Source organism: Jeotgalibacillus soli, assembly GCF_000829435.1.
GTDB classification, from domain to species: Bacteria; Bacillota; Bacilli; order Bacillales; family Jeotgalibacillaceae; genus Jeotgalibacillus; species Jeotgalibacillus soli.
In genome coordinates this window covers 405,845-429,077 of the sequence record NZ_JXRP01000018.1, presented here as the reverse complement: position 1 = coordinate 429,077, position 23,233 = coordinate 405,845, and the positions used below count along the sequence as shown (strand labels likewise).

General features: G+C 38.4%; 24 protein-coding genes and 1 pseudogene. 4 read left to right on the top strand and 21 right to left on the bottom strand.

Going from position 1 to position 23,233, the window contains the following annotated elements; all coding sequences use genetic code 11:
• Window positions 1-14: 14 nt before the first annotated feature.
• The 3 genes from KP78_RS20725 to KP78_RS20715 form a co-directional block, all read right to left on the bottom strand.
• Complete coding sequence (locus KP78_RS20725; RefSeq protein ID WP_052474793.1) at window positions 15-512, bottom strand: sensor histidine kinase; 498 nt, start codon at window positions 510-512, stop codon at window positions 15-17.
• A gap of 22 nt (window positions 513-534) precedes the next feature.
• Window positions 535-792, bottom strand: coding sequence for a histidine kinase dimerization/phospho-acceptor domain-containing protein (locus KP78_RS20720; protein ID WP_052474792.1), 258 nt, complete (start codon window positions 790-792; stop codon window positions 535-537).
• Window positions 793-974: 182 nt separating this feature from the next.
• Entirely contained in the window at window positions 975-1,133 is a 159-nt protein-coding gene (locus KP78_RS20715) for a hypothetical protein (protein ID WP_235420920.1), read from the bottom strand.
• Between the two features lie 259 nt (window positions 1,134-1,392).
• Here KP78_RS20715 and KP78_RS19230 point away from each other — a divergent pair.
• Window positions 1,393-1,550: pseudogene (locus KP78_RS19230) on the top strand (DUF4372 domain-containing protein); the annotation flags it as partial.
• A gap of 119 nt (window positions 1,551-1,669) precedes the next feature.
• Here the strand turns inward: KP78_RS19230 and KP78_RS12535 are convergent.
• The 14 genes from KP78_RS12535 to KP78_RS12465 form a co-directional block, all read right to left on the bottom strand.
• Window positions 1,670-2,488 (bottom strand): alpha/beta fold hydrolase, encoded by an 819-nt coding sequence (locus KP78_RS12535; protein ID WP_041089408.1) that lies wholly within the window; start codon window positions 2,486-2,488, stop codon window positions 1,670-1,672.
• Between the two features lie 71 nt (window positions 2,489-2,559).
• Entirely contained in the window at window positions 2,560-3,210 is a 651-nt protein-coding gene (locus KP78_RS12530) for an alpha/beta hydrolase (RefSeq protein WP_041089406.1), read from the bottom strand.
• Between the two features lie 17 nt (window positions 3,211-3,227).
• Complete coding sequence (locus KP78_RS12525; protein WP_041089404.1) at window positions 3,228-4,016, bottom strand: 2-keto-4-pentenoate hydratase; 789 nt, start codon at window positions 4,014-4,016, stop codon at window positions 3,228-3,230.
• A 15-nt stretch (window positions 4,017-4,031) separates the two neighbouring features.
• Complete coding sequence (gene dmpG, locus KP78_RS12520; RefSeq protein ID WP_041089402.1) at window positions 4,032-5,057, bottom strand: 4-hydroxy-2-oxovalerate aldolase; 1,026 nt, start codon at window positions 5,055-5,057, stop codon at window positions 4,032-4,034.
• A gap of 41 nt (window positions 5,058-5,098) precedes the next feature.
• Window positions 5,099-5,980, bottom strand: coding sequence for an acetaldehyde dehydrogenase (acetylating) (locus KP78_RS12515; protein WP_041089400.1), 882 nt, complete (start codon window positions 5,978-5,980; stop codon window positions 5,099-5,101).
• Between the two features lie 27 nt (window positions 5,981-6,007).
• Complete coding sequence (locus KP78_RS12510) at window positions 6,008-6,772, bottom strand: 2-keto-4-pentenoate hydratase (RefSeq protein WP_041089960.1); 765 nt, start codon at window positions 6,770-6,772, stop codon at window positions 6,008-6,010.
• 178 nt (window positions 6,773-6,950) lie between these two features.
• A complete protein-coding gene (locus tag KP78_RS12505; protein WP_041089398.1) occupies window positions 6,951-7,931 on the bottom strand; it encodes a catechol 2,3-dioxygenase in 981 nt (326 codons plus the stop codon).
• A 70-nt stretch (window positions 7,932-8,001) separates the two neighbouring features.
• Entirely contained in the window at window positions 8,002-9,216 is a 1,215-nt protein-coding gene (locus KP78_RS12500; protein ID WP_041089396.1) for an acyl-CoA dehydrogenase family protein, read from the bottom strand.
• A gap of 198 nt (window positions 9,217-9,414) precedes the next feature.
• Window positions 9,415-10,311, bottom strand: coding sequence for an FAD synthetase family protein (locus KP78_RS12495; RefSeq protein WP_052474791.1), 897 nt, complete (start codon window positions 10,309-10,311; stop codon window positions 9,415-9,417).
• A gap of 31 nt (window positions 10,312-10,342) precedes the next feature.
• Window positions 10,343-10,822 carry a flavin reductase family protein gene (locus KP78_RS12490; RefSeq protein ID WP_041089394.1) on the bottom strand — a complete coding sequence of 160 codons (480 nt, stop codon included), beginning with the start codon at window positions 10,820-10,822 and terminating at the stop codon, window positions 10,343-10,345.
• Window positions 10,823-11,078: 256 nt separating this feature from the next.
• Window positions 11,079-12,953 carry a XylR N-terminal domain-containing protein gene (locus tag KP78_RS12485; RefSeq protein ID WP_052474790.1) on the bottom strand — a complete coding sequence of 625 codons (1,875 nt, stop codon included), beginning with the start codon at window positions 12,951-12,953 and terminating at the stop codon, window positions 11,079-11,081.
• A gap of 784 nt (window positions 12,954-13,737) precedes the next feature.
• The gene (locus KP78_RS12475) at window positions 13,738-14,121 is read right to left on the bottom strand and encodes a VOC family protein (protein WP_041089392.1); all 384 of its coding nucleotides are present in this window, start codon (window positions 14,119-14,121) and stop codon (window positions 13,738-13,740) included.
• Between the two features lie 212 nt (window positions 14,122-14,333).
• Complete coding sequence (locus tag KP78_RS12470) at window positions 14,334-15,134, bottom strand: GNAT family N-acetyltransferase (RefSeq protein ID WP_041089390.1); 801 nt, start codon at window positions 15,132-15,134, stop codon at window positions 14,334-14,336.
• Window positions 15,135-15,777: 643 nt separating this feature from the next.
• Window positions 15,778-16,722, bottom strand: coding sequence for a dipeptidase (locus tag KP78_RS12465; protein WP_041089388.1), 945 nt, complete (start codon window positions 16,720-16,722; stop codon window positions 15,778-15,780).
• 768 nt (window positions 16,723-17,490) lie between these two features.
• On the opposite strand from KP78_RS12465, the gene KP78_RS12460 reads away from it, so the two are divergent.
• From KP78_RS12460 to KP78_RS12450, 3 genes are all read left to right on the top strand, one after another.
• On the top strand, window positions 17,491-18,579 hold the full coding sequence (locus tag KP78_RS12460; RefSeq protein ID WP_041089957.1) for an N-acetyltransferase DgcN family protein: 1,089 nt from the start codon (window positions 17,491-17,493) through the stop codon (window positions 18,577-18,579).
• Entirely contained in the window at window positions 18,576-19,652 is a 1,077-nt protein-coding gene (locus KP78_RS12455) for an alanine/ornithine racemase family PLP-dependent enzyme (RefSeq protein ID WP_041089386.1), read from the top strand. Before KP78_RS12460 ends, KP78_RS12455 begins: the two co-directional genes overlap by 4 nt.
• A 243-nt stretch (window positions 19,653-19,895) precedes the next feature.
• Window positions 19,896-20,345 carry a putative glycolipid-binding domain-containing protein gene (locus tag KP78_RS12450; protein ID WP_052474789.1) on the top strand — a complete coding sequence of 150 codons (450 nt, stop codon included), beginning with the start codon at window positions 19,896-19,898 and terminating at the stop codon, window positions 20,343-20,345.
• A 302-nt stretch (window positions 20,346-20,647) separates the two neighbouring features.
• Here the strand turns inward: KP78_RS12450 and KP78_RS20095 are convergent, their stop codons facing one another.
• The 4 genes from KP78_RS20095 to KP78_RS12435 form a co-directional block, all read right to left on the bottom strand.
• On the bottom strand, window positions 20,648-20,824 hold the full coding sequence (locus KP78_RS20095) for a hypothetical protein (RefSeq protein ID WP_157841495.1): 177 nt from the start codon (window positions 20,822-20,824) through the stop codon (window positions 20,648-20,650).
• 252 nt (window positions 20,825-21,076) lie between these two features.
• Window positions 21,077-21,316: a PhzF family phenazine biosynthesis protein gene (locus KP78_RS12445; protein WP_041089385.1), complete on the bottom strand. Its 240-nt coding sequence runs from the start codon at window positions 21,314-21,316 to the stop codon at window positions 21,077-21,079.
• A 47-nt stretch (window positions 21,317-21,363) separates the two neighbouring features.
• The gene (locus KP78_RS12440; protein WP_041089383.1) at window positions 21,364-21,960 is read right to left on the bottom strand and encodes a flavin reductase family protein; all 597 of its coding nucleotides are present in this window, start codon (window positions 21,958-21,960) and stop codon (window positions 21,364-21,366) included.
• Between the two features lie 15 nt (window positions 21,961-21,975).
• Entirely contained in the window at window positions 21,976-23,223 is a 1,248-nt protein-coding gene (locus KP78_RS12435; protein ID WP_041089381.1) for an MFS transporter, read from the bottom strand.
• Between the last annotated feature and the right edge of the window lie 10 nt (window positions 23,224-23,233).

Here is a 23,233-nt window from a genome sequence, read left to right as displayed (position 1 = left end):
CACAATAGCAGTTCTTAATTTTCATTCATATTAATTCGAAGAATGATCCGAACTGTCGTGCCTCTATTTGGCTTGCTTTTTACATTGATTGATCCTTTGTTCAGCTGAACCAATTGTTTCGTTATGGCCATGCCAAGACCTGTTCCGCTTCCGGAATTGTTTGTATTGGTGCCACGGTAGTAACGTTGGAATAGCTTACTGAGTGTTTCGTTACCCATGCCTTTTCCATCGTCTGCAATGGTGATGATCATTAGTTGTTTCTCGATAGGTGAAATAGATACCGTAATTCTCATGCCGGCAGGATCATATTTGATAGCATTGGCGATCAGATTATCCATCATCCTTTGAAACCATTTGGGGTCGATTGATGCAGCAGCTGACCCATTGTATGGATTGAAGATAAACTCCTTATCACTATTGGCAGGATCATTAATGAAATGAATGACTGTGCGACGTATAAATTCGTTAATGTCCGCTTGTTCTTTTGCAATCGGTAAAGCTTGATTTTTCAATCAATACGTTAAGGTTAAGTCTTCAAGTAGTTCTATCATGTACATTGATTTTTTGAATGATGATTTCAGCAAACTCTCTTGTCTCTTCTTGCGTCCACGAATAGTTTTCAGCTTCAATCATTTGACCATAACCTGATATGGAAGCGAGCGGAGCTTTTAAGTCATGGGAAAGACCACTTATCCATCCTTCCCTTGTTTGATTCATTTTCGAGCGTTGTTTATCGTTTTGATGTAAGGTCTCAGTTAATTGTGTAAGGGTTGTAATCATATCTCTATACAAACGGTACATCCTTTTCAATTTTCTTTCCTATTCAACATCACGGGACGATTATGGAGGCCAAGCGGCTGTTCACATAACACGCTTCCAATATTTTGAATCCATTTCATTATCGTAATGAGCGGAGAACCGAATTTACGTGCATACCAGATGGTGCCAATTATCAATAACAGAAATACTGATAATTACATGATCAAAATACTATTACTGATCGTTTTAAACAAGCTTTCTTTTTGATTTGAGGTTGAACCCAAATCATGTGTCCCCAAGATTAAGGTTTGTTCAGACTGTTGGTCAAAGTCCGGTGTCTTGTATGCCCTAATGACATCCCCCTTTGTTGTCATAATAAGAAGCCATCCGTAATAAAAAAAAGTCTGCTTTAGATAAAGCCTGGTTAACTTCATCATCCATAGCAGAATAGCCAATCATTGCGAGAAAGGAAAACAAAATAATCAACATGATTCACTAGTGTTGCTCTAATTAAATTTAACTATCGTAATTAATCAAAATATTCAATTTCATTACTTTGTGCAAAGAAAAGGTCCTTTATAATGGATAAGTCAGGTGGCAACCCGTCCAAATCCACTAAAAAAGGACTCAAACATGGACAAGATTACACGAAAAACTTCATTTGGACAATGGTTTTCACCAATAAATCTTCCACTTGTTGAAGAAACCAAAAAACGTTGAAATTAGATGTCTATACGAAAAAATTAACGACAGAGACATTCTTAAAATTACTGCTTTTTGCGCAGCTGCAATAAATAAAAAGTCTGGATGAACTGAGCAATTGTCTTTTCGATGACCAATAAAAGGGAGATCAAAAAAATGCTGCCCATAGTCAATGATATTCTGACTAATAGGACAGCACCCATTTTTGTTATCTTTTTAAAAAATCAGCTACCTGGTTGACAAACGGTTGAGTTTTTTCAATTTGTGTCCAGTGGCCGCATTCGGAAAAGACGTGCAATTCAGCTTTCGGAATGATTTGAGATAATCTCCAGCTTGTTTTTTCCAATGGGATTATCCGATCTTCGCGCCCATGAATTAATAAAACTGGAACCGTTATTTCTCTCAATTGTTCCTCTGTTAAAGCCAATTCATCTACTTGCCTTTGTCTTGGTGCCGGGAACATGGCTTTAAACGCTGCTTTAGACTCTTTCTGAATGCTCGCTTCATAGCGTAATTTAACCAAATCATCATTTCTTGCGGCGCTTTGGTCATATGAGAAAATGGAAATGAGTTCTCTCATGTTTTCAATGCTGGGCTCATACCCCCAAACAGCATCAAGTTCCTCTGAAATTGGAAATTCAATTCCTACACTGCCCATTAGGATTAATTTTTTGACTAAATCTGGACGGCGATTAGCGATATGAAGGGCTAACGCTCCACCCATGGAATTTCCGATGATTGATATTTTTTCAAGGTTCATCGTTTCAATAAAGGAAATCATATGGTTAACCCAGATATCTACGGAATAATCATTATTTTTAGGTCTCTCTGTAGAGCCAAACCCCACAACATCAGGTGCGTATAGTTTATACTCTTCTGACAAAATTGGAAACACTAATCGCCAATTTGCCCAGGCAGATACTCCAGGACCTGAACCATGAATGAGCAGAATCGGCTCTCCTTCTCCGCTTTCATGGTAATGAGTTTGGATTCCTCCAGCATTAATATATTTTCCTTTTTCAGACATATCTAACTTCCTCTCTTTTTAGGGATCTTGGTAAAAATCTTTTCTTTACTGCTTATTCTTTACAGTTAAATCTATGATTTCACACGAGAATTTTCAGAAAGCCACATAACAAGATCACGTTGATTATCTTCAGAAATTTCATGACCTGAAGGGTACGTTGTATAAATTACGGAAGCTGCCATCTCTATCAGGTAATCATAATTTTCTTGGCCGATTTGCGGAGGGAAGATTTCATCATACTGACCGTCAGATAGGAAAATCGACATATGGTTGATTGGCTTTACCGAGAATTCTTCTTTTACGAATGAAGGGATGTATCCGTTCATGGCTACGATCCCTTTAATTCCCTGCCCTAACACCAATGCCAAAGACAAGCTCAAAATCGCTCCCTGACTAAAGCCTAGTAAGTACCTTTGCTCAAGGTCAATGGGATACTTTTTGGACATGTCCTCAATAAAGGATTGCAGCATGCTCATGCTTTTATCAAACAGTTCCCGGTCTGGATTCCCATACCCTTTTAAATAGTAATAGGCATAGCCCTTTTCATGGGCTAGATGCCCTCGTACACCAATAAGAATAAATTCATTTTTTAATTCTTTTACCAGATCTAAAATGTCATGCTCATTATAGCCAATGCCATGCAACGCAAAGATGACTGGATATTTTTTTTCAGATTCCAGTGTCTCTGGTGTATGGATTGTATATGAAAAGGTTGTTTCCATCCGTTACACACCCTTTATTAATCTGTTATTTTTATGCTTACTTGACCTAATTGGTCAAATTTCGCTACGACCTCATCGCCATTTTCTAACAGAATCGCTTCAGTAATTCCGCCTGTAAGAATGATTTGACCTGCTTTTAACTTGCTGCCTTCTCTATGAAGCATATTTGCAAGCATAGCGACCGAATGAGCCGGGTGTCCTAATACAGCCCCTCCAGCCCCAAGAGCTCTGATCTCTCCATTTATGGATAAGGTTGTTCCAACTAAATCAAGCTCCAGCTCCTCAGGTCTTCTTAACTGGTTTCCAAACACAACTCTTGCGGAGGACGTATTATCGGCAATGACGTCAGGAAGTGTGAACTGAAAATTTTCATAACGGCTATCAATAATTTCAAGTGCAGGAAGGACATATTTTGTAGCCGCTAATACTTGGACTCCTGAGATGGCCGGTCCAGCAAGATCTTTATCTAATACAAAAGCGATTTCTGCTTCAACTTTTGGATGGATAAGCTCTGATAAAGAAAGGGAACTTCCTTCCTGTACTACCATATTGTCAAAAATGTAACCGTAAATCGGTTCTTCCACATTCATTTGCTTCATTTTTGCTCTGCTTGTTAACCCCATCTTTGGTCCAACAACGGAAAGGCCCTGTTGGATCTTCAAATTGATTAATTCTTTTTGAATGAGATACGCTTCATCTACTGTTAACTCGGGTATCTTATCAGCTGTAATACGAAGCACTTCTTTCTTCTCAATCTCCGCATCCAGCAAAAGCTTTGCAATCTCTTTAAATTTTTGGCTACTCAATGCTCTGTCCTCCATTCACTTTTTTACACTTATTGGATTCTCGGCGATCTGTGCCGCAACATCCAGAATCATATCTTCTTGCCCGCCAATCACTTTACGTTTCCCGAGTTCAATTAAGATGTCGCGAGAATCAACGTTAAAGCGTTCCGCTGCCCTTTGTGAATGTAGCAAAAAGCTTGAATAAACCCCGGCATATCCCAATACAAGGCTATTTCTTGTAATTTCTTGCGGCGTTTTTAAGATAGGAGCAACGATTGTTTCTGCCAAATCCATCATTTTATATAAATCGATTCCACTCTTCAGCCCCAATCGTTCCAACACTGCAACCAATACCTCAGTTTGTGTATTGCCGGCACCTGCACCGAGACAGCGGACACTTCCATCTATTTTAGTCGCACCTGCTTCAATAGCTGCTAGAGAATTGGCCATAGCCAGTGATAAATTGTTGTGGCCATGGAACCCAATATTTACGTCCAATGCTTGACGCAGTGCTTCAATCCGTTCACGCACCTCGTGAGGAAGAAAAGCACCTGCTGAATCAACTACATAAACCGTATCCGCTCCATATTTCTCCATTAGCTTCGCTTGTTCCACCAGTTTTTTTGTCGGAACCATATGAGACATCATTAAAAAGCCAACTGTTTCCATGCCAAGCTCTTTTGCAAGATTAATATGTTGTGGGGCAACGTCTGCCTCTGTTACATGTGTAGCGATTCTCGCCATTTTTGCGCCGATCGATGCAGCTTGCCTCAGTTCTTTCATCGTCCCGATTCCCGGTAAAAGCAGCACCGCAATTTTGGCTTTCTTACAGACAGAGACAGCTGCCTCGATTAGTTCCATTTCGTCTGTAAGTGATACTCCGTATTGCTGAGAGGAACCGCCAAGGCCATCGCCGTGAGCTACTTCAATATATGGAACATTAGCCTCGTCAAGTGCTTTCGCAACGGCTGTAACTTGTTCAATTGTGTATTGATGCCCAATCGCATGGCTGCCGTCACGCAATGCAACTTCTGTAATCACAATATCTCTATTAATTGTCATTGTTTTCTATCCACTCCTTCCCTGGCTAAATATCTATCCATCTATTGATGTACTATTAATTGATTACGTGCAAGTTCTTCTGCAACTTTAACTGCTGCAGCTGTCATAATATCAAGATTGCCAGAGTATTTAGGAAGATAATCTCCCGCACCTTCCACCTCTAAGAATACAGTTACCCGATTCCCTTCAAAGATCGGCTGTGTTCTCAAACGGTAGCCCGGAACGTACGATTGTACAGACTTTGCCATCTCTTCGATCGATTTTGTTATTTTTTCTTCGTCCATCGTTCCGTCTTCAACGACTGCATAAACTGTATCCCTCATTAGGATTGGCGGTTCTGCCGGATTTAAAATGATAATGGCTTTTCCTTTTTTTGCACCGCCAATTTCTTCGATCCCGCGTGACGTTGTTTGTGTAAATTCATCAATGTTAGCTCTTGTACCCGGACCTGCACTTTTACTGGAGATGGTCGCAACAATTTCAGCATAGTTAACCGGACTAACTCGATTTACTGCGTGAACCATTGGGATTGTCGCCTGACCTCCACAAGTAATTAAATTTATGTTAGGAGCATCAAGGTTTTCCCCTAAATTTACAGGCGGAATGACAAAAGGACCGACCGCTGCAGGAGTTAAATCGAGCACTTTTTTTCCTGCTTCTTTCAGCAGTCTGGCATGACGAATATGTGCTTTCGCAGATGTGGCATCAAAGACAATATCGGCCAAGTCGGGCTTTGCAAGAAACCCTTTAATCCCAGTATCGATCACTTCATACCCCTGCTCTTTTGCACGCTGCAGTCCATCAGACTCCGGATCAATTCCAATCATTGCAGTTAATTCCAACACGTCGGAACGCGCAAGTTTCATCATTAAATCGGTTCCAATATTACCTGAGCCAATAATGGCTACCTTTACTTTAGGCATAAACTCACTCCTCTCCAGCTCCTTATTTCATTTGTCAAAACGGACACTTACTTCACCAAGGTGAGCAAATTTTGCTTGAAAATAATCTCCCGGCTCGGCATTTACAGCTGCAGAAAGTGCACCTGATAAAATGACTTCGCCTGCATTCAACGTGATGCCGTATTCTGATAGCTTATTTGCCAGCCATGCTACACAATTAGCTGGATGCCCCAATGCTGCAGCACCTACCCCAGTATTTACAAGCTCACCATTCTTGAAAAAAACCATCCCTATTTGCCCCAAATCAAGCTGATCAATAGATCTTGGTCTTCCACCCAGTACATAAAGTCCAGATGACGCATTATCTGCAATGGTGTCTTGCAATTGGATCTTCCAATCGGAGATTCGGCTGTCGACAATTTCCAATGCAGGAACGACATAATTTGTCGCAAGCAAAACATCAGTAGCTGTTACGTTCGGCCCTTTTAGCTCATTTTTCAGCACAAAGACAATTTCAGCCTCCACCTTAGGTTGAAGAACCTTTTTTTTATCAATTTGTCCACCGTTTTCGATCATCATATCATCGAGTAAATGACCGTAATCCGGTTGATCCACACCGAGAAGTTTTTGCATCGCCAGAGATGTTAATCCAATCTTTTTCCCGACGATTTGCTTTCCTGCCTCTACTTCTCGCTGTATCATCAAAAGCTGGACTTCATAGGCCTGCTGGATGGACAGCTCTGGTTCTAATTCAGTCAACGGAGTAACACCCTGACGTTCCTTATAGGCGTTAGTCAGATGGTCAGCCAACATTTTTGTGCTTTTTTTCAGTTCATTCGCCAAATGAACCCCTCCTATTCTCTGTCTCACTAAAAGGATTGATGACCATGCTGACCTTTATAGAAGGCCCTCATGGTCACAATCTGTCCAAGCAGCGTTTGAGTTTTTTTGAAAATTCATTACGGTCCATAGGTGCTAACAAGCATAAACATTAACCAATTGGTGCTGTTTTTTTGTCTCCGATAATCGGAGTGCCATATTGGAAAAATTCTTGCGGCAGCTGGGAGCCATACCAGATAATCGCTTTTTCAAGATCTTCTTCTCTCCAAGTGATCGGCTTCCAATCTGGATCAAAAATGAGGTAGCCTGCATCTCCAAATAATTCAACTCGGTTGCCTCCCGGTTCAATCACATAGAGGAAATATGCCTGGGTCACGCCGTGCTTACCAGGTCCCGCTTCAATCTTAATACCGTTTTCAACAAATAGATCAGAAATATCCATAAGATGCTGTGGGTACCCATACCAATAACAAATATGGTGCATACGGCCCATCCCTCCAAGCGGGTCGCCCATCATGGCAATATCATGTACTAGCGGACTTACACTCATCCAAGCTGCTACATCATTACCATCCTTTAATTGAATATGTTCACGCAAATTAAATCCTAGTGTATTTAACATAAAATCAACGTTTGGCTTCATTTCGCTATTCATCAAATTGACATGGTCTAACCTGCGAACAGGAACACCCCGAGTAGGTTTCTTTTGCGGTCGATTCAATAATGGCGTTCTTAACTCTGGCGGTGCTTTATAATAATCCACTTCCCAAAGCAGTTCCATATTATGTCCATCAGGAGTCGTGAATTGGTAAGCAGCCCCTTGTCCCACTTCCCCTTCAAACCAGCCTTTGCCAAGACCTGTTTCTTTAATCGCACTTACTCGACGCTCCAACGCCTGCTGGGAAGTTGCACGCCATGCAACATGTCCCAATCCAGCTTCCTTTGCTTCTGTAATTTTCAGCGTATGATGATAAAAGTCCTCATAGGCTCTAAGATAAACAGATTGTCCTTCTCTATGAGATTCTTCCATTCCTAATAGCTCTTTAAAAAACCATAATGTCTCGTCCGGTTTCGGGCTGTACATTTCCACGTGTGCAAGCTGGGCAACATCAAAAATTGGCTCTTTTCTCATTTTAAATTCCTCCAATTATTTAATAGATTTATTTAATAAATTTACTTGCATGTCATGTGCTGGAAACATCTTACCAAACTGCATGTCCTTCAAAACCAAACAGGGTGCTTCCATAGGCTGCCATTGCATCTTCATAAAGGTGATTAGGATGGGCAGCGAGCGCTAACAAATCCCTTGTGAATAATTCAACTGGGTCCCCCTTAAAAATCGCAGTCCCACCAAGCGTCAGCATCGTTTTAACAGCGATGTCTACTGCCGATTTCGCAACATGTCCCCGAAGAGCAAATAGACGCTCTCGTTCCTCTTCACCACTGACTGTTGTCCCTTCAATCTGCCAGGAATCAAGCTGTTCAATGTATTGGTCGACCAGCCCTTCCAACGTATTTAATTTTATCTTTAACTCAGCTAATACACGCTGGCTGCTTGCAGATTCCTTTTCATTAGCCCCACCCTTAAAGACACGGTGACGTTTTTCTGTCCGTTCCTTGAATAAAGAAATCAGTCGTTCAGCCCCGCCTATTGCAACAAGAGGAAACCCGAACAGGAACAAGGACATAAAAGGTCTGCGGTAAGCTGAGTCATTTTCGTCATATTCTCCTCCTGGAGGCAATCCTTTTCCCAATACCCGTGCAGCAGGAAAAATTCGATGTAAAGGTACATAGGCATTTTCTACAGACACCCCGTTGCTTCCAGTCCCCCGAAGCCCTACCGTATCCCAGTTTTTCACGACCTTTAAGTCAGATTTAGGTAAAGCTAAAAGACAGTATTCGGGTTCTGTGCTGTCAGGAAGCTTCATCACAGCTCCTAGCCCAATCCACTCACTCCAGAGGACCCCGCTGCAAAAATTCCAATTGCCAGAAAGGCGATACCCTTCTCCATCTTTATCTGCCTCTACTTTTCCTAGCGGTGCAACAACGTCTGCAAGCATGCCGCCCTGTCCGAAAATTTCATCCCTTCCCTTTGGAGGAAGATAGGCTGCCCACGTCTCATGAATCGAAAAAAAGTAGGTAAGCCATCCTGCGGCAATGCTGTGGCGGGAAACCGTTCGGATTATGTTTGCGTATGTTTTCAAATCAATGGCTGATCCGCCATATTTCTTTGGCCGCATCAATTTATGGAACCCTGCCTCCTCAATTGCTTTTGCGATCTTATCGGAAAATTGGGCATTCTTATCTGCTTCCCTCGCTTCACTTTCTGCTAATTTCCCAATTGCCTCTGCCTTCGCAAGCAAATCTGCGATGTTTAACTTTTCGTTGTTTTCAAGATGAAGTTCGTTCATTGCCATTTGTATAACCTCCTTTAATTAAACGCCCTACTAATTAAAGCGCTTACATTTTAAAATGCATGAAAAGAATTCCTATTTACAGCTATCGATTTTAGTTCCTATTATTAGATTAATATTTTTAATTTATTTAATATAGAAACAAACAAACTGGATATTTCTATATTTCATTAAAATTTTAGTATATATTATACTAATTTGTTAAAAAGATGTTGAAAATTCACGCAGACGATTTTTATTTACAGGATTCTTATTCTCACATTCATCAATCCGATTCAGCCATTTGATTTTCAATAGGGTATTATTATCTTTTGGTTTAAAACCTTCCAGCTCTATTTCATTTACAACGACCCCATTGTCCAGTAGTTGAACGCTAGAAGTTCCTGCAAAGATTTGATGTAAAAAGAATACTTCAATAGAATACCAGCCTATGCTTGGCAGTGTATAACCTGGCTTGGTCGTTAAATAAGCCCGTACCTTTCCTTTCTCCTGAATGATGGTGTCAATTAAGATTTCACCCTGCGTTTCGTAAAAATCCCCTAGATAATCAGGAATTTTTTCCACTTCCCCTTTACCCAAAGTCTCTCTTATCAGTGTTGAACTTATTTTTTGATCCCCACATGTGACCTTCTGGACCTTCGTCACTTGAAATCGGCCGTTTCCGTCAAGTCCAATTGTGTCCATATTTCCCTCACCTTTATTGCCATAAGTAAAATCAAAACCTGCTACAACATGAACCGCATTCAGTCCAATCACATAGTGTTCGATGAAACTCTTAGGCGGGAGAGCCGCTAATTCCCGATTAAATTCAATTACATATAGCTTATCGATCCCAAGTCCAGCCAGTGTCTCTTCTTTGTCAGACATAGGAGTAATATAGCGAAATGGTTTTTCCACATGGTTAAGTATTTCTTTAGGATGGGGGAAAAATGTGATGGCCGCTAACTCTACATTTTTTTCCTCGGCGATTTTCTTGGCAGTATGAATCACACACTGATGACCAATATGGACACCATCAAAAAAACCAAGAACCATTACACAAGGCTCTATATCTAAAAAAACTTGGTTTTGATTATGTGTAAGGTATACGGTCTCCAAAGCAGAAAACTCCTTTGCAACAAATTATTATCTAAGTCAATTTTTCTTCTAAAACATGCAAATGACGATAGGCCCCTTTAAAATACAATAAAGCGTCTCCTTCATTACTAATCATTTCTGTTACTTCTCCGAAAAATAATGTGTGGTCGCCAGCTTCATACTTAGAGACGACATTGCAAGTTAGATTCACGAGTGCCCCTTCAATAATAGGCATTCCATTCAAGCGGGCAAACTCATACTGTCTTCCGTCTTTTATTTGGCCAGCGAACAACATGGATATTTCTTGTTGATCCTGTGCTAAAAAACTGACTGCAAATTTTTTTGCCTGTTTAATGTAGTTGAGCATTTTGGCATTGTTGCCGATTGAAATGGCTACTAGCTTTGGATGCAAGGAAACGGACATAAACGCATTAGCCGTCATTCCATGCTGCATTCCTTCTGCCTCCGTTGTAATAACGGTTATACCTGTTGCAAAATTGCCCATAGCATTGCGAAATAAACGATCATCCATTATCATTTCAACTCCTTCCCCTTTTTAATAATTTCTTTCATTTGTGCTATACTTGATCACCTTTATTTGTTATGATCCCTCCCCTAAATTCTTTATAGTTAAATCATAAAGGTTATTCTTTTCTGAATATACAGATTATTATGTCTTTAAATTACAAGATTTTCTCCTCTGATTCACATGATTCGTACGAAATCATTTATAAGGAAAAATCCCTATAAAAAAACAGCTGACGATTAAATCAGCTGGTTGACATCTTTCATTTATTGACAAAATCTGATTCGATTTCAATTTCAATATCAAGCTCTCCCCTCATAATAAGAGATTGAAGGGCTAAAAACAGCTGAAAAGACACGTTTGGCCGGTTTATGTCTGATTTCAATATTTCATTTAATCTCTGCAGCCGATATCGAAGCCCGCTAATGGAAAAATTCATATTCCTGGCTGTTTTATGGACATTACATCCATTATTTAAATAGTGGTAAAGCGTCTTTGTTAATTCCATGTTTTTATCATTTTCAATCAATGTACCGATCTGTTTTTTTATAAATTTTTGAATCATTTCTTCATTTTTCACTTGAAACAGGATTCCTTCAATGCCCAAGGAATCATAATGTACAATATTTCTTGATTTATTCGTTACATTTAAAGCAGCAAGACTTTCATTATATAGTTGAGCTGCATCCTCAATTGCATTAGATGAAGAACTAACCCCAATAGAAAAGGAACATTTCGAAAATTTAAAAGCACAATAATCAAGAAGCTTCTGAACCATTTGATGAATTTGGATAAAGTTTTCTTTCAATGAACCTTCTGATAGAAGAATGATTATTCCCTCAGATTTCTGCGCTAAAATAGCATTGATATTCCGGTCTTTAAAGTACATAAATAGCTGATTGATTAATTCTTCATTTAATTCCAGTTCATTTTCATTCAACATTTTTTTAATAGATCGTTTCAGATTAAGAATCAAGAAGGGAGGATGTAGTTTAAAGCCTAAATAATAGGCTCGTTTAGCTATTTCCTCTTTAGACATTTGGCTAGATAAAATATCCTCTAAAAAGCTCCTCCTAACTCGCTGCTCTGTATTTAACCGAATACGTTCGTTTAATAAAATCGTTGAACAAGCTAGTGCAGCGCGTTCCAATATCATTTTATCCAATTCGCTAGGGATATTGCTTTCATATAGGAAGGAACAATACCCGATGATTTTTTGTTGTAAAAGAATCGGGGTTATGAGTTTTTTTGTGCCGTCATCAAACTGCAACAGCTCTGTTTTCTTAACATTTTTTGAGCGATTGTGCTTTTTATAACCTGAATCTTTTTCTTGCATACCCGCAAATGCGATAGTGTTTTGATTCTGGTCCTCTATTATGACCGGTAATCCAATCGTTTCATACAAGAGATCAACGATGGATGATAGTCCGTTTTCCTTAAGCGCTTCATTCATTAAACGTTCATGTATATGGTACGCTTTATTTAAATTGTCTCTTTCAACCTTTAATTTTTCATAGGCTTGATCTAACTCATTAATTAAGCTGTTTGACTGGTAGTATGTAATCTCATTATCTACCTCTCCGTTCCATTCTTTAACGGTCTTACATATACAACGGCAATTTTCATGCCCCATTGCCTTGCATTCCACTTCTTTAACAATCACTCGTTCTCCCAAAACGGTTGAAAGATATCCACTTGCATAACCGACAATTGTATGGCAGACAGGGGTTTCACTTAGACCGAAAAGTTTAAGATGTTCTTTCGCTTCGAATGTGTTCACCCAAATTGCATCAAGATGGATTGTGCCCTTTTCAAAATCCACCTCATTGATTGGCATGATAACATCCTCCAAATATCCATGAAGTACATGCATTTTTGGACCGGCTAACATAAGCTCCTTCGAATAATCCCATGCAACCTCTTTCATTTTTTTAGCATCGCTCACACCGCAATGCCATCCATACCGCAGTAAAAGTCCTTTCGTACGTTCCATCCCAATCGTCTCATAAAGTTCATGTTTCAATGCAGCCCGAGCAGACGTTGGGATCGAAATAATTCTTTCATAAATAGAATCTTCCTGACCCAATTGTGTGGTGCTCTTGTAAAATTGATCTAAATTTAAATCTTTAGCCTTCATTTTTTCACCACCTATATCATATTGTAAACGCTTACAAAATTATGGATGAAAATGCTGCAAATAGACTTAAAATGCACGAGTATAAACTGAAATAAAACCAGAAATATAGGGACTGTGAAATAGGTAGGAAGGGAATGAGTTGTAACTCCTGAGGTTCTTGATCACTTCTTTTTACTTTTTAAATGATCATATATTCAGATATCTTACAATATTATTAAAAAGAATCCTATAGTTAATTGTACTAGTTATCTGAACATCCACACACCATTTTCGTATGAAACCTACTAAAAAAATTTTAAAAGCTTGTCATTACTAGAGAAAGTCTTCCTCTTACATCAGCTAACCGTCAATACTGGACCGTATTTATCACGGTAGATCGTTTTCAATTGTGACGTATCACACGAATGGCTGGTTTTTTCTTTTTAGTCTTCGATCCTTCAAGTTTAATATTGCTGCGTATCCACTAGCTGCGGCAAACCCGCCTCATAATATTATGATAGATGTAAAAGCTTGTCTGTCAAAAATGACTGTAGACATATAATCGATAAATAAAAGAGTCATATAGGTGTAAAAACCAACACTTATTCCTTTTTCCCAATTAGTAATTTCTGTTTTAGACATCTTTCTGAAAAACATTGCATTCATCCCTCTGCTTTTATATGTAAGACATCTTAACCTTTAAAAAGGTATTTTATTCGATTACCTTTAATCCTTTTCTTTATGTACACATAAAAAAACAACCACCATCTATTCTTTTTTAGAGCAGTGATGGTTGTTTGGAAAATCAGCTTTTAGGAAGATTTAGCTGCCATGAAACGCCATATTTGTCTTGAACCCAACCGAACTTTTCACTGACCGGAAGTGGTCCTAATGGCATTAGAACGGCACCCTCTTCTGATAATGCCTCGAATAAACGATCGATTTCTTCTTCGGAATCACATGTTACAAACAAGGACATTGCAGGCGTGAAGGCGTGGTGATGTCCATTCGAATTGTCAATAGCCATAAATATTTGTCCATTTAATGTAAATGATGCATGTAACACAGACCCATCTTCTTTATAGAGCATAAAACTGGTTTCAGATTGATCAAATAAAGACATATAAAAATTGATTGCTTCTTCTGCTTTACCATTAAACATTAAAAACGTTGTAATTTTTTGATCCACTGGACCTTCACTCCTTTTTGAGTTCAGACTTGCTGACTGTTAATTTCATCCCTACTCATATCAAGATTATTATACACTTTTTATAAAGATTCTAACGCTTTACATCATATAATAATCAAACAGAAAACCAACCAGTGATTTCTCCATCAATCTTTAACTTGCCGATTGGATATCGTATGTCCATTTTGGAACCCTCAATAATTTTTAATGAATCAGTGCTTTTCATATGTGTACATCATCCAAAAGCCAATATCCTCAAAGCCGATCCGTTTATAGATCGCTCCAGCTGCTGGGTTGTCGTAGAATAAGCATAATTCCTTTTGCTCGCTTAAAAGCTCTCGGCAAAGCTTTAGCATGCACTGGGTTGCATAGCCTTTTTTCTTATACACATCTACTGTCGCAACGCCAACGACCATGGATGAAAGAGAGTTTTCTGCTGCGGTGGAAGCAGTTGACACCATTTTTCCATCTTCCTTAATGAAAAATGAACGTGAAGTGCCATCCGCCAATCCACGGCGCTTTCTCTCTACTGTAATCATAGACTCCTCAAATTCTGGAATAGCATTTAATAATTCCACCAAATCTTCTGCATCCTGCAGTTTTGCTTGTTGAACAAACGACGTTTCAACAGTATCAGTGATGGCATCTAAGCTTGTGCATTTCGCGTAGTAGGTTTGTCTTTTTCGTTTAAGCTTCTGACTGATGTACGGTTCAATTTTTTCTGTGATCTCTTTTAAACCAGACATCATGGAAAATGAAGCGTCACTTGAGATGATTTCTGCAAAACCTTTTGCATCAAAATCTCCAGGAGCAAACGGAATATAATTTTCTTCATATTTTAAAAGCACAGCTACCAGCTCACCTGATTCGTTAAACTCTCCCCATACCTTTTGAAAATCCGTTTCGTAGCCATACGCTTCTATGTCGCCAATGATAAATAAATTTTCTGCTGCCTGTGTTTTTAACAGGTTAAAACAAGCATCATGATCACGTTGTTCAAGTCTTCTAATCATCGTTTTCCCCTCCAAAGAAAGTTACTATTTTCCAATAAAGATAGTTTACCATTTTAAGGAATTTTATACAAACATCGCTGTGAATGAATTTCACATACTAATCGTACAAGTAATCAACGGTCAAAATCGATATAAATAAGATTATGATTACTTGATTTTCATAAAAACTGTGCCTTCAAAGTAGTTATAGATTATACTAAAATATTTTCTAGGAGATATTAACTCTTTTGCTCTCGTATAGAACATCATTCCAAATTATCTTTTCATCATTATTAACTATATTCAAAGTTCTGGAGTGATTAATTATTTTCAATTTCTTTAGACGTAAAGTACGTTTAGCTTCTAAAATATCCTGTAATTGAATAACGTAAGCCGAATAGAAAAAGGATGACTTACAAACAAGTCATCCTTTTTCTCACCCTTATTTTAGAATGAAGCATCATATAGAAGTCAATTACAAACCTATGTTCTGTACTAATAACATGGATATTTATCGAAAGGAGCAAAAATAGTAGAGTGTAAATCAGATCTAAAGGGAAGAATTTTTAATGCCTCCCTTTAGATCAAGGGTAATGGATTTTATTAGGGAGAGTTTAAAACTCTTGATCATTCAATAAAAGAGGGAAAATAAACGTCTTTATTTTTATTTTAAAACAGCCGAGAACACGCGCAGCCAATTTTCATGCATCCATTTTTTCACCTGTTCTTCTTTATACTGCTTGAGCAGCGCCTCAATGAGAATAATATAACTCTCTCCATTAATTAAATCCTCCATCGTATAAGACACTCCATCAAAATCAGAACCAAAGGCCAGATGATTTTCGCCGCCAAGCGTAAGAACATGATCAACATGCTTGAGAAAATGGGTAACATTCACTTTCTTCTCGTCCGTAATAAAAGAAGGAACAAACGTTAACCCTACCACGCCCCCTTTCTTAAAAATCGCCTGCAGCTGTTCGTTCGAAAGATTTCGCTTATGATGATATATTTGCTGGCAGTTTGAGTGAGAAGCAATGAATGGATCTTTGGAGTTTTCCGCCACATTCCAAAAACCCTTTTCACTGAGATGAGAAACATCAAGCATGATACCCAGTTTATTCGCTTCAATCAAAACCTGCATTCCAAATACAGAAAGCCCCCCCGCATTGGGCTCTTCCACTCCATCCGCCGCTTCATTCCGAAAATTCCAGGTAAATCCTAAAGCTCTCATACCCAGCCGGTATAAAGTATTCATATATAAAAGGTTTCCTTCCAACGCATCCGCACCTTCAAGAGATAAAATCCCACCCCTGATTTGGGTTTTTTCCCCGCATACTTTTTCAAGATCCTTTCCGTTTAATATGGGAATCAGTGTGTCTTTTTTCACGACATCATAGTGAAATTTTTCTATCATTTTTAATGCGGTATTAAATCGTTGATTCGAAGGTAGGTCAGGCGGAACAAAAACAGCAAAAATCTGAGCCGCCATGTTTGCTTTTTTCATGTATTCGAATTGGCTCTCCATTTTATTATTCGGCACATGAAAAGACAAAGTATCATCCCTTATCAATTTACTAAGCGCATCACAGTGAGCATCTATGATCTTCATCTAAATCCCCCCCTCGTTCTGTAAATTAATTCTTACCCAGCAGTAATCTGAGTAATGAAGAATTAGGTACTATATAGCGGCATAAATTCATTCAGCATAGAGGAAAACTAGATTATTAACACAAAAATAGAAAGTTTATTTAAGGTATGCAAGCTGCTATTCAATTGGACTAAAATAATTCAGTATCTTATAAATGTAAAGATGATTAGCCCAATGATTATTATCGTGTAACTCAATTGTCAGATCCTTCCTAAAAAAATCAAATAGTTGTTGTTTGCCAAATTCTGTTTTCATGAATTTGAATGTGACATAGGCTGCTATATGATTTTTTTGTATTCTTCCTTAGCAATCGTTAAAGGGAATCGTCTTCAATACTTTGTAATTTCTACGGTGTGTTTGGAAAAGCTGATTTCACGGATCTTTTTAAGCGCGGTAATAGAGATGTTTCATTTTGATCGCAATTGCTGCCACAGAATTGATCATTTCTATACGTTTTTATTCTAACTTTACCACCTTCAAGAATGAGGTTGAAATAGCCATATTCTTATTTTGTAAAAACAAGTGATTGTTATAGTTAATATATGGTATACTTAATGATAACGGATGGAATAAATTTCATATTTTTAAAACACCTTACATGATTAGTGTTGGCCTTATGATTGCTTGCTTACCTCTATCTACTGTTTAGGTGTTTTTTTATGTATAAAATGTAAATTTACCTCTAATCCGAGTCCATGAATGCCAAAAACATTGGGATGGGGAGTTATGATGAAAAAAACGGCAATTATTTATTGTGAAGATCATTTTGGAACAATGGATGGGAAAACCGCAAATGGACTTATAAGAAGCTCAAGAAAATATCAAATTGTTGGGGTCATTGACAGCGAGAAGGCTGGGATGGATACAGGTGAATATCTCGAGGGCGAAAAAAATGGAATCCCCATATTCCAAAACCTTGATCAAGCAATTGAAAGCTTGCCCCTTGTACCAAATCATTTTATCTACGGAATTGCGCCTGCGGATGCGTTTTTAAAAAGTGATGAAAGAAAAACGATTATGAAAGCAATGGAACTCAAGATGGATATCATAAATCCACTTCATGAATTCTTTACGGAAGATGCGGAATTTTTAAATCAATCTATTAAATATGGAGTTACCATTCATGATATTAGAAAGCCGCCACAGAGTAAGGATTTACACCTTTTTTCAGGAAGAATTTTAGATATCCAAACCCCGATTATAGCTGTTCTTGGAACAGATAGTGCAGTTGGCAAAAGAACGACCTCTGTTATTCTTGAAGCTGCTTTATTAGAAATGGGATTGAATGTTGCGTTTGTGGCGACTGGACAAACTGGTATCATACAAGGAGCTAAATACGGTGTAGCGATTGATGCCATGCCTCTGCAATTTATGATAGGTGAAATCGAAAATCAAATTATGAATGCCTATAATGAAGATAATCCTGACATTATTATTGTCGAAGGTCAAGGAGCCTTAAGCCACCCTGCGTATATAAGTTCCTGTGGAATTTTAAGAGGCTCAAGACCTGGTGCTGTTATCATTCAACATCCTCCTAAACGAAAGCATTTAGGAGATTTTAGCTTTATGGAAATGCCCTCGATTAAAAGTGAAATTGAGCTGGTCGAAAACTTTTCAAGCTCAAAAGTAATTGCTATTACCATTAACCATGAAAATATGTCAGATAAAGAAATTGAGGCTGTTGTTATAGAGTATGAAGATCAATTTCAACTTCCAACGACCGATGTTTTAAAACATGGATGTGACAAGCTAATCTCAAGCATTTTTGAGGCATTCCCGAAATTAGAGCATAAAAAAAATAAAGTACTTGCCAATTGAATGATCTTATAACGCCCAGAGTCGAAATTAATCTTGATAAGCTTGCACACAATGCTGAAAAACTTTTCAACTTGTATGCTTCAAAAGAAATTGGAATTATGGGTGTTACAAAAGCAATTTGCGGACAGACAGAGATTGCAGAAGTTCTTGTGAATAAGGGCATTTGTATTTTGGCAGATACAAAAATAATAAATCTTAAGAAAATGCGGGATGCAGGCATTAAGGCAGAATTTGTTTTATTACGTACCCCCGCCTTAAGTGAGGTTGAATTAGTCATAAAACATGCAGATATTAGCATGAATACCGAGATAGCGGTTATTAAAAGCCTTTCTGAAACCGCGATGAAACACCATACGCTGCATAAAATTATCCTAATGATTGAAATGGGTGATTTAAGAGAAGGGATCATGCCGCTCCAGCTCGATTGGTATATCCAAGAGATATTGAAACTTCCTGGAATTAAAATCGTTGGAATTGGAGCAAATTTTTCCTGCTTTGGCGGGGTTAAACCAAACGAAGAGAAGATGTGCACTCTTTCTACACTAGCGATCCAGGCTGAGAAGAAATTTTCTTTTCCGCTCGTCTATGTGACCGGTGGAAACTCAGCAAATTACAATTGGTTTACGACTGCTGAAAAAATGGGGAGGATCAACAATTTAAGATTGGGTGAATCCATATTTTTAGGAAGAGAAACTCTTTTGGGTAAAAAAATACCAGAATTATTTACAGACGTATTCACATTCATTTCTGAGGTCATTGAATCTAAAATCAAATCATCCGTACCCGACGGAGAAATAGGTAGAAATGCATTTGGAATCACTCCAATTTGGCCAGATCGCGGCCAAATTAGAAGGGTCATCCTTGGGGTTGGCATTCAGGATGTGCTAGTTAGCGGACTAACACCAAAAATGGATATTGACATTCTAGGTTCCAGCAGTGACCATACAATTCTAGATGCAAAAAAAGAAGATTTGAAGGTAGGAGATGAAGTAGCATTTAACCTTAACTATGGGGCACTTCTCTCAGTTATGACCTCACCATACGTCATGAAAAAATTCATCCATACTATTTAAACTTGATTTTAATCGATTCTGTTCTCTCAACGCCGGGTATCGTATACATAAAGAAAAACCTTGCGTGAGAACGAATCTGCATTTAAGCAGCGATCAAATCCGCAAAAAATCGTCGGGATATTGATTTGCAGCCTGAGGGTGAGCTCGTTGAACGTTCATCGTTCTATAACGATAACGGTGATTGGATCTAAATTCATGCATTTTGCGTAATAGATTAGAACCTATTTTAAGGTGGATGGTTTTATGAAAAAAACAGTAGTTTGGGAAAATAATGAGTTCTTTGGGCTTGAAAATATGGAATTATCAAATACTGATCATAAAATAAATATTGAAAGCTCTGTTATCAGCTTTGCAAACAAATACCCCTACAAACTCAACTACAGGATCTCCCTGGATAATAATTGGATAGTCAGACAAATAGCCATTGAAATTAATAATCTGAATACATCTCTGCATGTATCATCCAACGGGAAAGGACAATGGTTTGACGAAAAAGGAAATGACCTTCCCCATTTAGATGGGGCTATTGATATTGATCTATCCTGTACACCATTTACAAATTCCTTGCCGATCAATCGTTCGAAATGGATACAAAATGTTCCTCTTATCTTTGAAATGGTCTTTATTTCTGTACCTGATTTGACGCTAAAAAAAGTTGATCAACATTATACACTTATCGATGAGAAACCTTAATATAGAGAGTTTCATTTCAAAAGTGGAAATTATGAAACTGCTATTAAGGTTGATAATAAAGGACTCTTTACTTTGTATCCTGGCGTTTTTACTTGAAAATATTAGATCTTTTGCTTTTAAAATGGCACATTCAAATACATAAAACGAACTTCCTTATCCGCATCCGTTCATTACTTTATGAATGAGCATTTTTCAACTTGTGAATAAAGATACACCCTCTGTTTTATTATGAAAAATAATAAATGTATGCTATCGCATAAGAAAAACCACATGCGTTAAGTACATGTGGTTTTTAGTACACCTTACTCCACTCTATGGTAGCCTTCAAAAGCATCAACCTCGATAGCCGGAACACAATAGAATTTATGACGGTCCGTGATAATTGCAAAACTATCTGGCTTTTGCTCCTTGGCTTCTTCCAGAGAAGAGAATGTATAATCGGGATCAGGCTGTGCTCGATTAAAATCGGCTTCGGCCATAATATCACCTCCTATTTAGGTTATTTCCTCTGGTATACATAATGAAACGTTTTATGGAGGTATTCTTGATCAAGTTGGTTCAAAAAACAAAACCTCTTATATCGAAAGATCCATTTCCTTCACAAAAACCGCATTACCTGTAATTTCGAAATCACACTGACCATTTCTTCTTGTTACAATCACACAAATTCTCACATCTTTTCCGATTTCCTGACCTTGAAGGCTGGAAGTTCGGTTTCAATATCGTTCTCTTCAATTCCTATGGAAAGTGCCAATTCTTGCTTTGAGCCATTGAATTCTTGAAAATTGAGGAGCAGCTTGTTTCTTTGAAATGTAAAGCTCTTCATTTGAATGGGAATGGAGCTTAATCGGTAAAATTCCTGCTTTTTCAATGGATAATTCTGTTTTATCACCTAACTTTTCTTTTGCTTTCATTGCGTAAATCACTGCGATTGTTCCGTGCCCACCGAGATTCATTGTACTGTAATTCAAACATTTTACACATTAAAAAACGACCCATTACGAGTCGCTTTTCTCCATTATCGAGGAAGTGTAAAGAAATCCTTATTTTCACTGAAGTTGCCTGCCAATCTTCCGAGAGGCTGTAATTGATCTAGGTTAATCTTGTAGTTTCCTAAATAATATTCTTCTTTAATATGATATCTGACCATTTTCCCGATAATCAAATGATCTGTTCCAAGAGGAATAATTTTTTCTAATAAGCATTCCATTTGAATCGGTGCTTCCATCACCCTTTTTGGTTTAACGATGGTGCTATCAATTGGTGTAACTCCGGCTGCGTCAAATTCATTTACTGCACTTGGAAAATTCCCAGCACTCTTTTGCATTTCATTGCCAAGAAATACTGGAGCCACATTGATTACAAATTCCTTTTGAGAGCGAATATTAACAAGCGTATCCTTTTCCGTCCCTTCCCTCTCACCTACTCCGGGTCCGATTGAAATAGAAAGCATCGGTGGATTTCTTGATGCAACATTAAAAAAGCTAAATGGAGCAAGATTTGGTTCTCCATCATCTGATACAGTCGAAACCCAGGCAATAGGACGAGGTACAACGGAACCGCTTAATAACTTATAAACCTCTTTTTCTGCAAGCAAAGCTGGATCAAATTCCATAACAACATCCCCTTCCTAAACAGTTAGTTTTTCCCTAGTTTGTAATGTCAAAATTGTCAGCAGCGTAAAAACGAGAACCATCACTGCTGTAATCAACAGCCAGCCCATTGTGTAGCTGCCCGAGTAATCGACCATTAATCCAAAAATCGGCGGAATTAAGATAACACCCAAAGAGCCAAGTGTAATACTAAAACCGCTCGAAATACCAGATTGCTCCCGCGGCACAATTTCACTCGCTAAATTCATCCAAATACCATTAAAGCCTGAGACAGCAAATCCAAAGATGATAATAATTGGCACCACCATCCAAAAGGATGCTTCGCTTGGCAAAAATGCAATAGTTAAACTTGATAAAGCAGATATCGTACTAATGATCATTAGAATGACAACACGTCTGCCGTTAAAAAAGCGATCGCTTAAAACGCCCCATGCTACCCTTCCAATTGATCCGCTAATTTCCGAAATCACAAGGAGAGTACCTGCTAAAAATAAAGAGATTTCTAATTTCTCATAAGAAAAGAGAACGACATACGTATTCAGACACATTTGAGATCCATTTAACCCCATCGCACTTAAACTCACTAGCATCAAGGCTTTGTTTTTCGCCATTCCAAGCATGGATTTATAGAATGAAGCAATGCCAGTCTGATCACTTTTTCTTTGTTTCTGTTCTGGAGGGTCCTTGTAGAAGTAATACGCTAAAGCCCCCGCCAACAATAAAAATAAACTGGCTGCTGCCAAAACTGGACGCCAGCCATAGGAAGCGCTGAGCGGTAATAATAGGAGCGCAGCAAGTGCTGAACCAAGCGTTACTCCTGACTGCTTAATCCCCATAGCAGCGCCTCTTTGCTTCAGTGTAAACCAGTATATGATCCCGCGGTTAGAAACAGGATGCATTGAGCCATAACCGATTCCGCCAATTCCCACCAGGAAAAGCAGCAGCCAAAAATTGTTAACAAACGTCATGAACAAAAAGCTAATACCTAAACAAACAGATAGCAGTAACAGTAATATTCTTGAACCGACACGGTCTGTTAAATACCCTGCAGGAATGGAAGCAAGCGCCTGTCCAAAAAAGAGGGCAGCAGGCAACAGGCCAATTTGCGCCTTGGTTAACGAAAGGTCTTCTCCAATTAAAACACCTAAAGGACCCATGCTTCTTCCGATAAACGCAACCATCAATTGTGCGAGCAGCAGGTACACCAGCATCTTCCAGGGCTCTGTTAACAGACCTGGCCGATCTTTCAACAAAAAATTATTCATCTTTTATCAT

Coding starts and splice junctions, on each gene's coding strand:
- KP78_RS12515 (WP_041089400.1), bottom strand. CDS start 5,980: ATGCCTAAAGTAAAGGTAGCCATTATTGGCTCAGGTAATATTGGAACC.
- KP78_RS20095 (WP_157841495.1), bottom strand. CDS start 20,824: ATGGCCGAAGCCGATTTTAATCGAGCACAGCCTGATCCCGATTATACA.
- KP78_RS12500 (WP_041089396.1), bottom strand. CDS start 9,216: ATGGCAATGAACGAACTTCATCTTGAAAACAACGAAAAGTTAAACATC.
- KP78_RS12470 (WP_041089390.1), bottom strand. CDS start 15,134: ATGATTAGAAGACTTGAACAACGTGATCATGATGCTTGTTTTAACCTG.
- KP78_RS12505 (WP_041089398.1), bottom strand. CDS start 7,931: ATGAGAAAAGAGCCAATTTTTGATGTTGCCCAGCTTGCACACGTGGAA.
- KP78_RS20715 (WP_235420920.1), bottom strand. CDS start 1,133: ATGACAACAAAGGGGGATGTCATTAGGGCATACAAGACACCGGACTTT.
- KP78_RS12460 (WP_041089957.1), top strand. CDS start 17,491: ATGAAAAAAACGGCAATTATTTATTGTGAAGATCATTTTGGAACAATG.
- KP78_RS12485 (WP_052474790.1), bottom strand. CDS start 12,953: ATGAAGGCTAAAGATTTAAATTTAGATCAATTTTACAAGAGCACCACA.
- KP78_RS12535 (WP_041089408.1), bottom strand. CDS start 2,488: ATGTCTGAAAAAGGAAAATATATTAATGCTGGAGGAATCCAAACTCAT.
- KP78_RS12435 (WP_041089381.1), bottom strand. CDS start 23,223: ATGAATAATTTTTTGTTGAAAGATCGGCCAGGTCTGTTAACAGAGCCC.
- KP78_RS12490 (WP_041089394.1), bottom strand. CDS start 10,822: ATGGATGATCGTTTATTTCGCAATGCTATGGGCAATTTTGCAACAGGT.
- dmpG (WP_041089402.1), bottom strand. CDS start 5,057: ATGACAATTAATAGAGATATTGTGATTACAGAAGTTGCATTGCGTGAC.
- KP78_RS12510 (WP_041089960.1), bottom strand. CDS start 6,772: ATGTTGGCTGACCATCTGACTAACGCCTATAAGGAACGTCAGGGTGTT.
- KP78_RS12450 (WP_052474789.1), top strand. CDS start 19,896: ATGAAAAAAACAGTAGTTTGGGAAAATAATGAGTTCTTTGGGCTTGAA.
- KP78_RS12440 (WP_041089383.1), bottom strand. CDS start 21,960: ATGGAATTTGATCCAGCTTTGCTTGCAGAAAAAGAGGTTTATAAGTTA.
- KP78_RS12530 (WP_041089406.1), bottom strand. CDS start 3,210: ATGGAAACAACCTTTTCATATACAATCCATACACCAGAGACACTGGAA.
- KP78_RS12465 (WP_041089388.1), bottom strand. CDS start 16,722: ATGAAGATCATAGATGCTCACTGTGATGCGCTTAGTAAATTGATAAGG.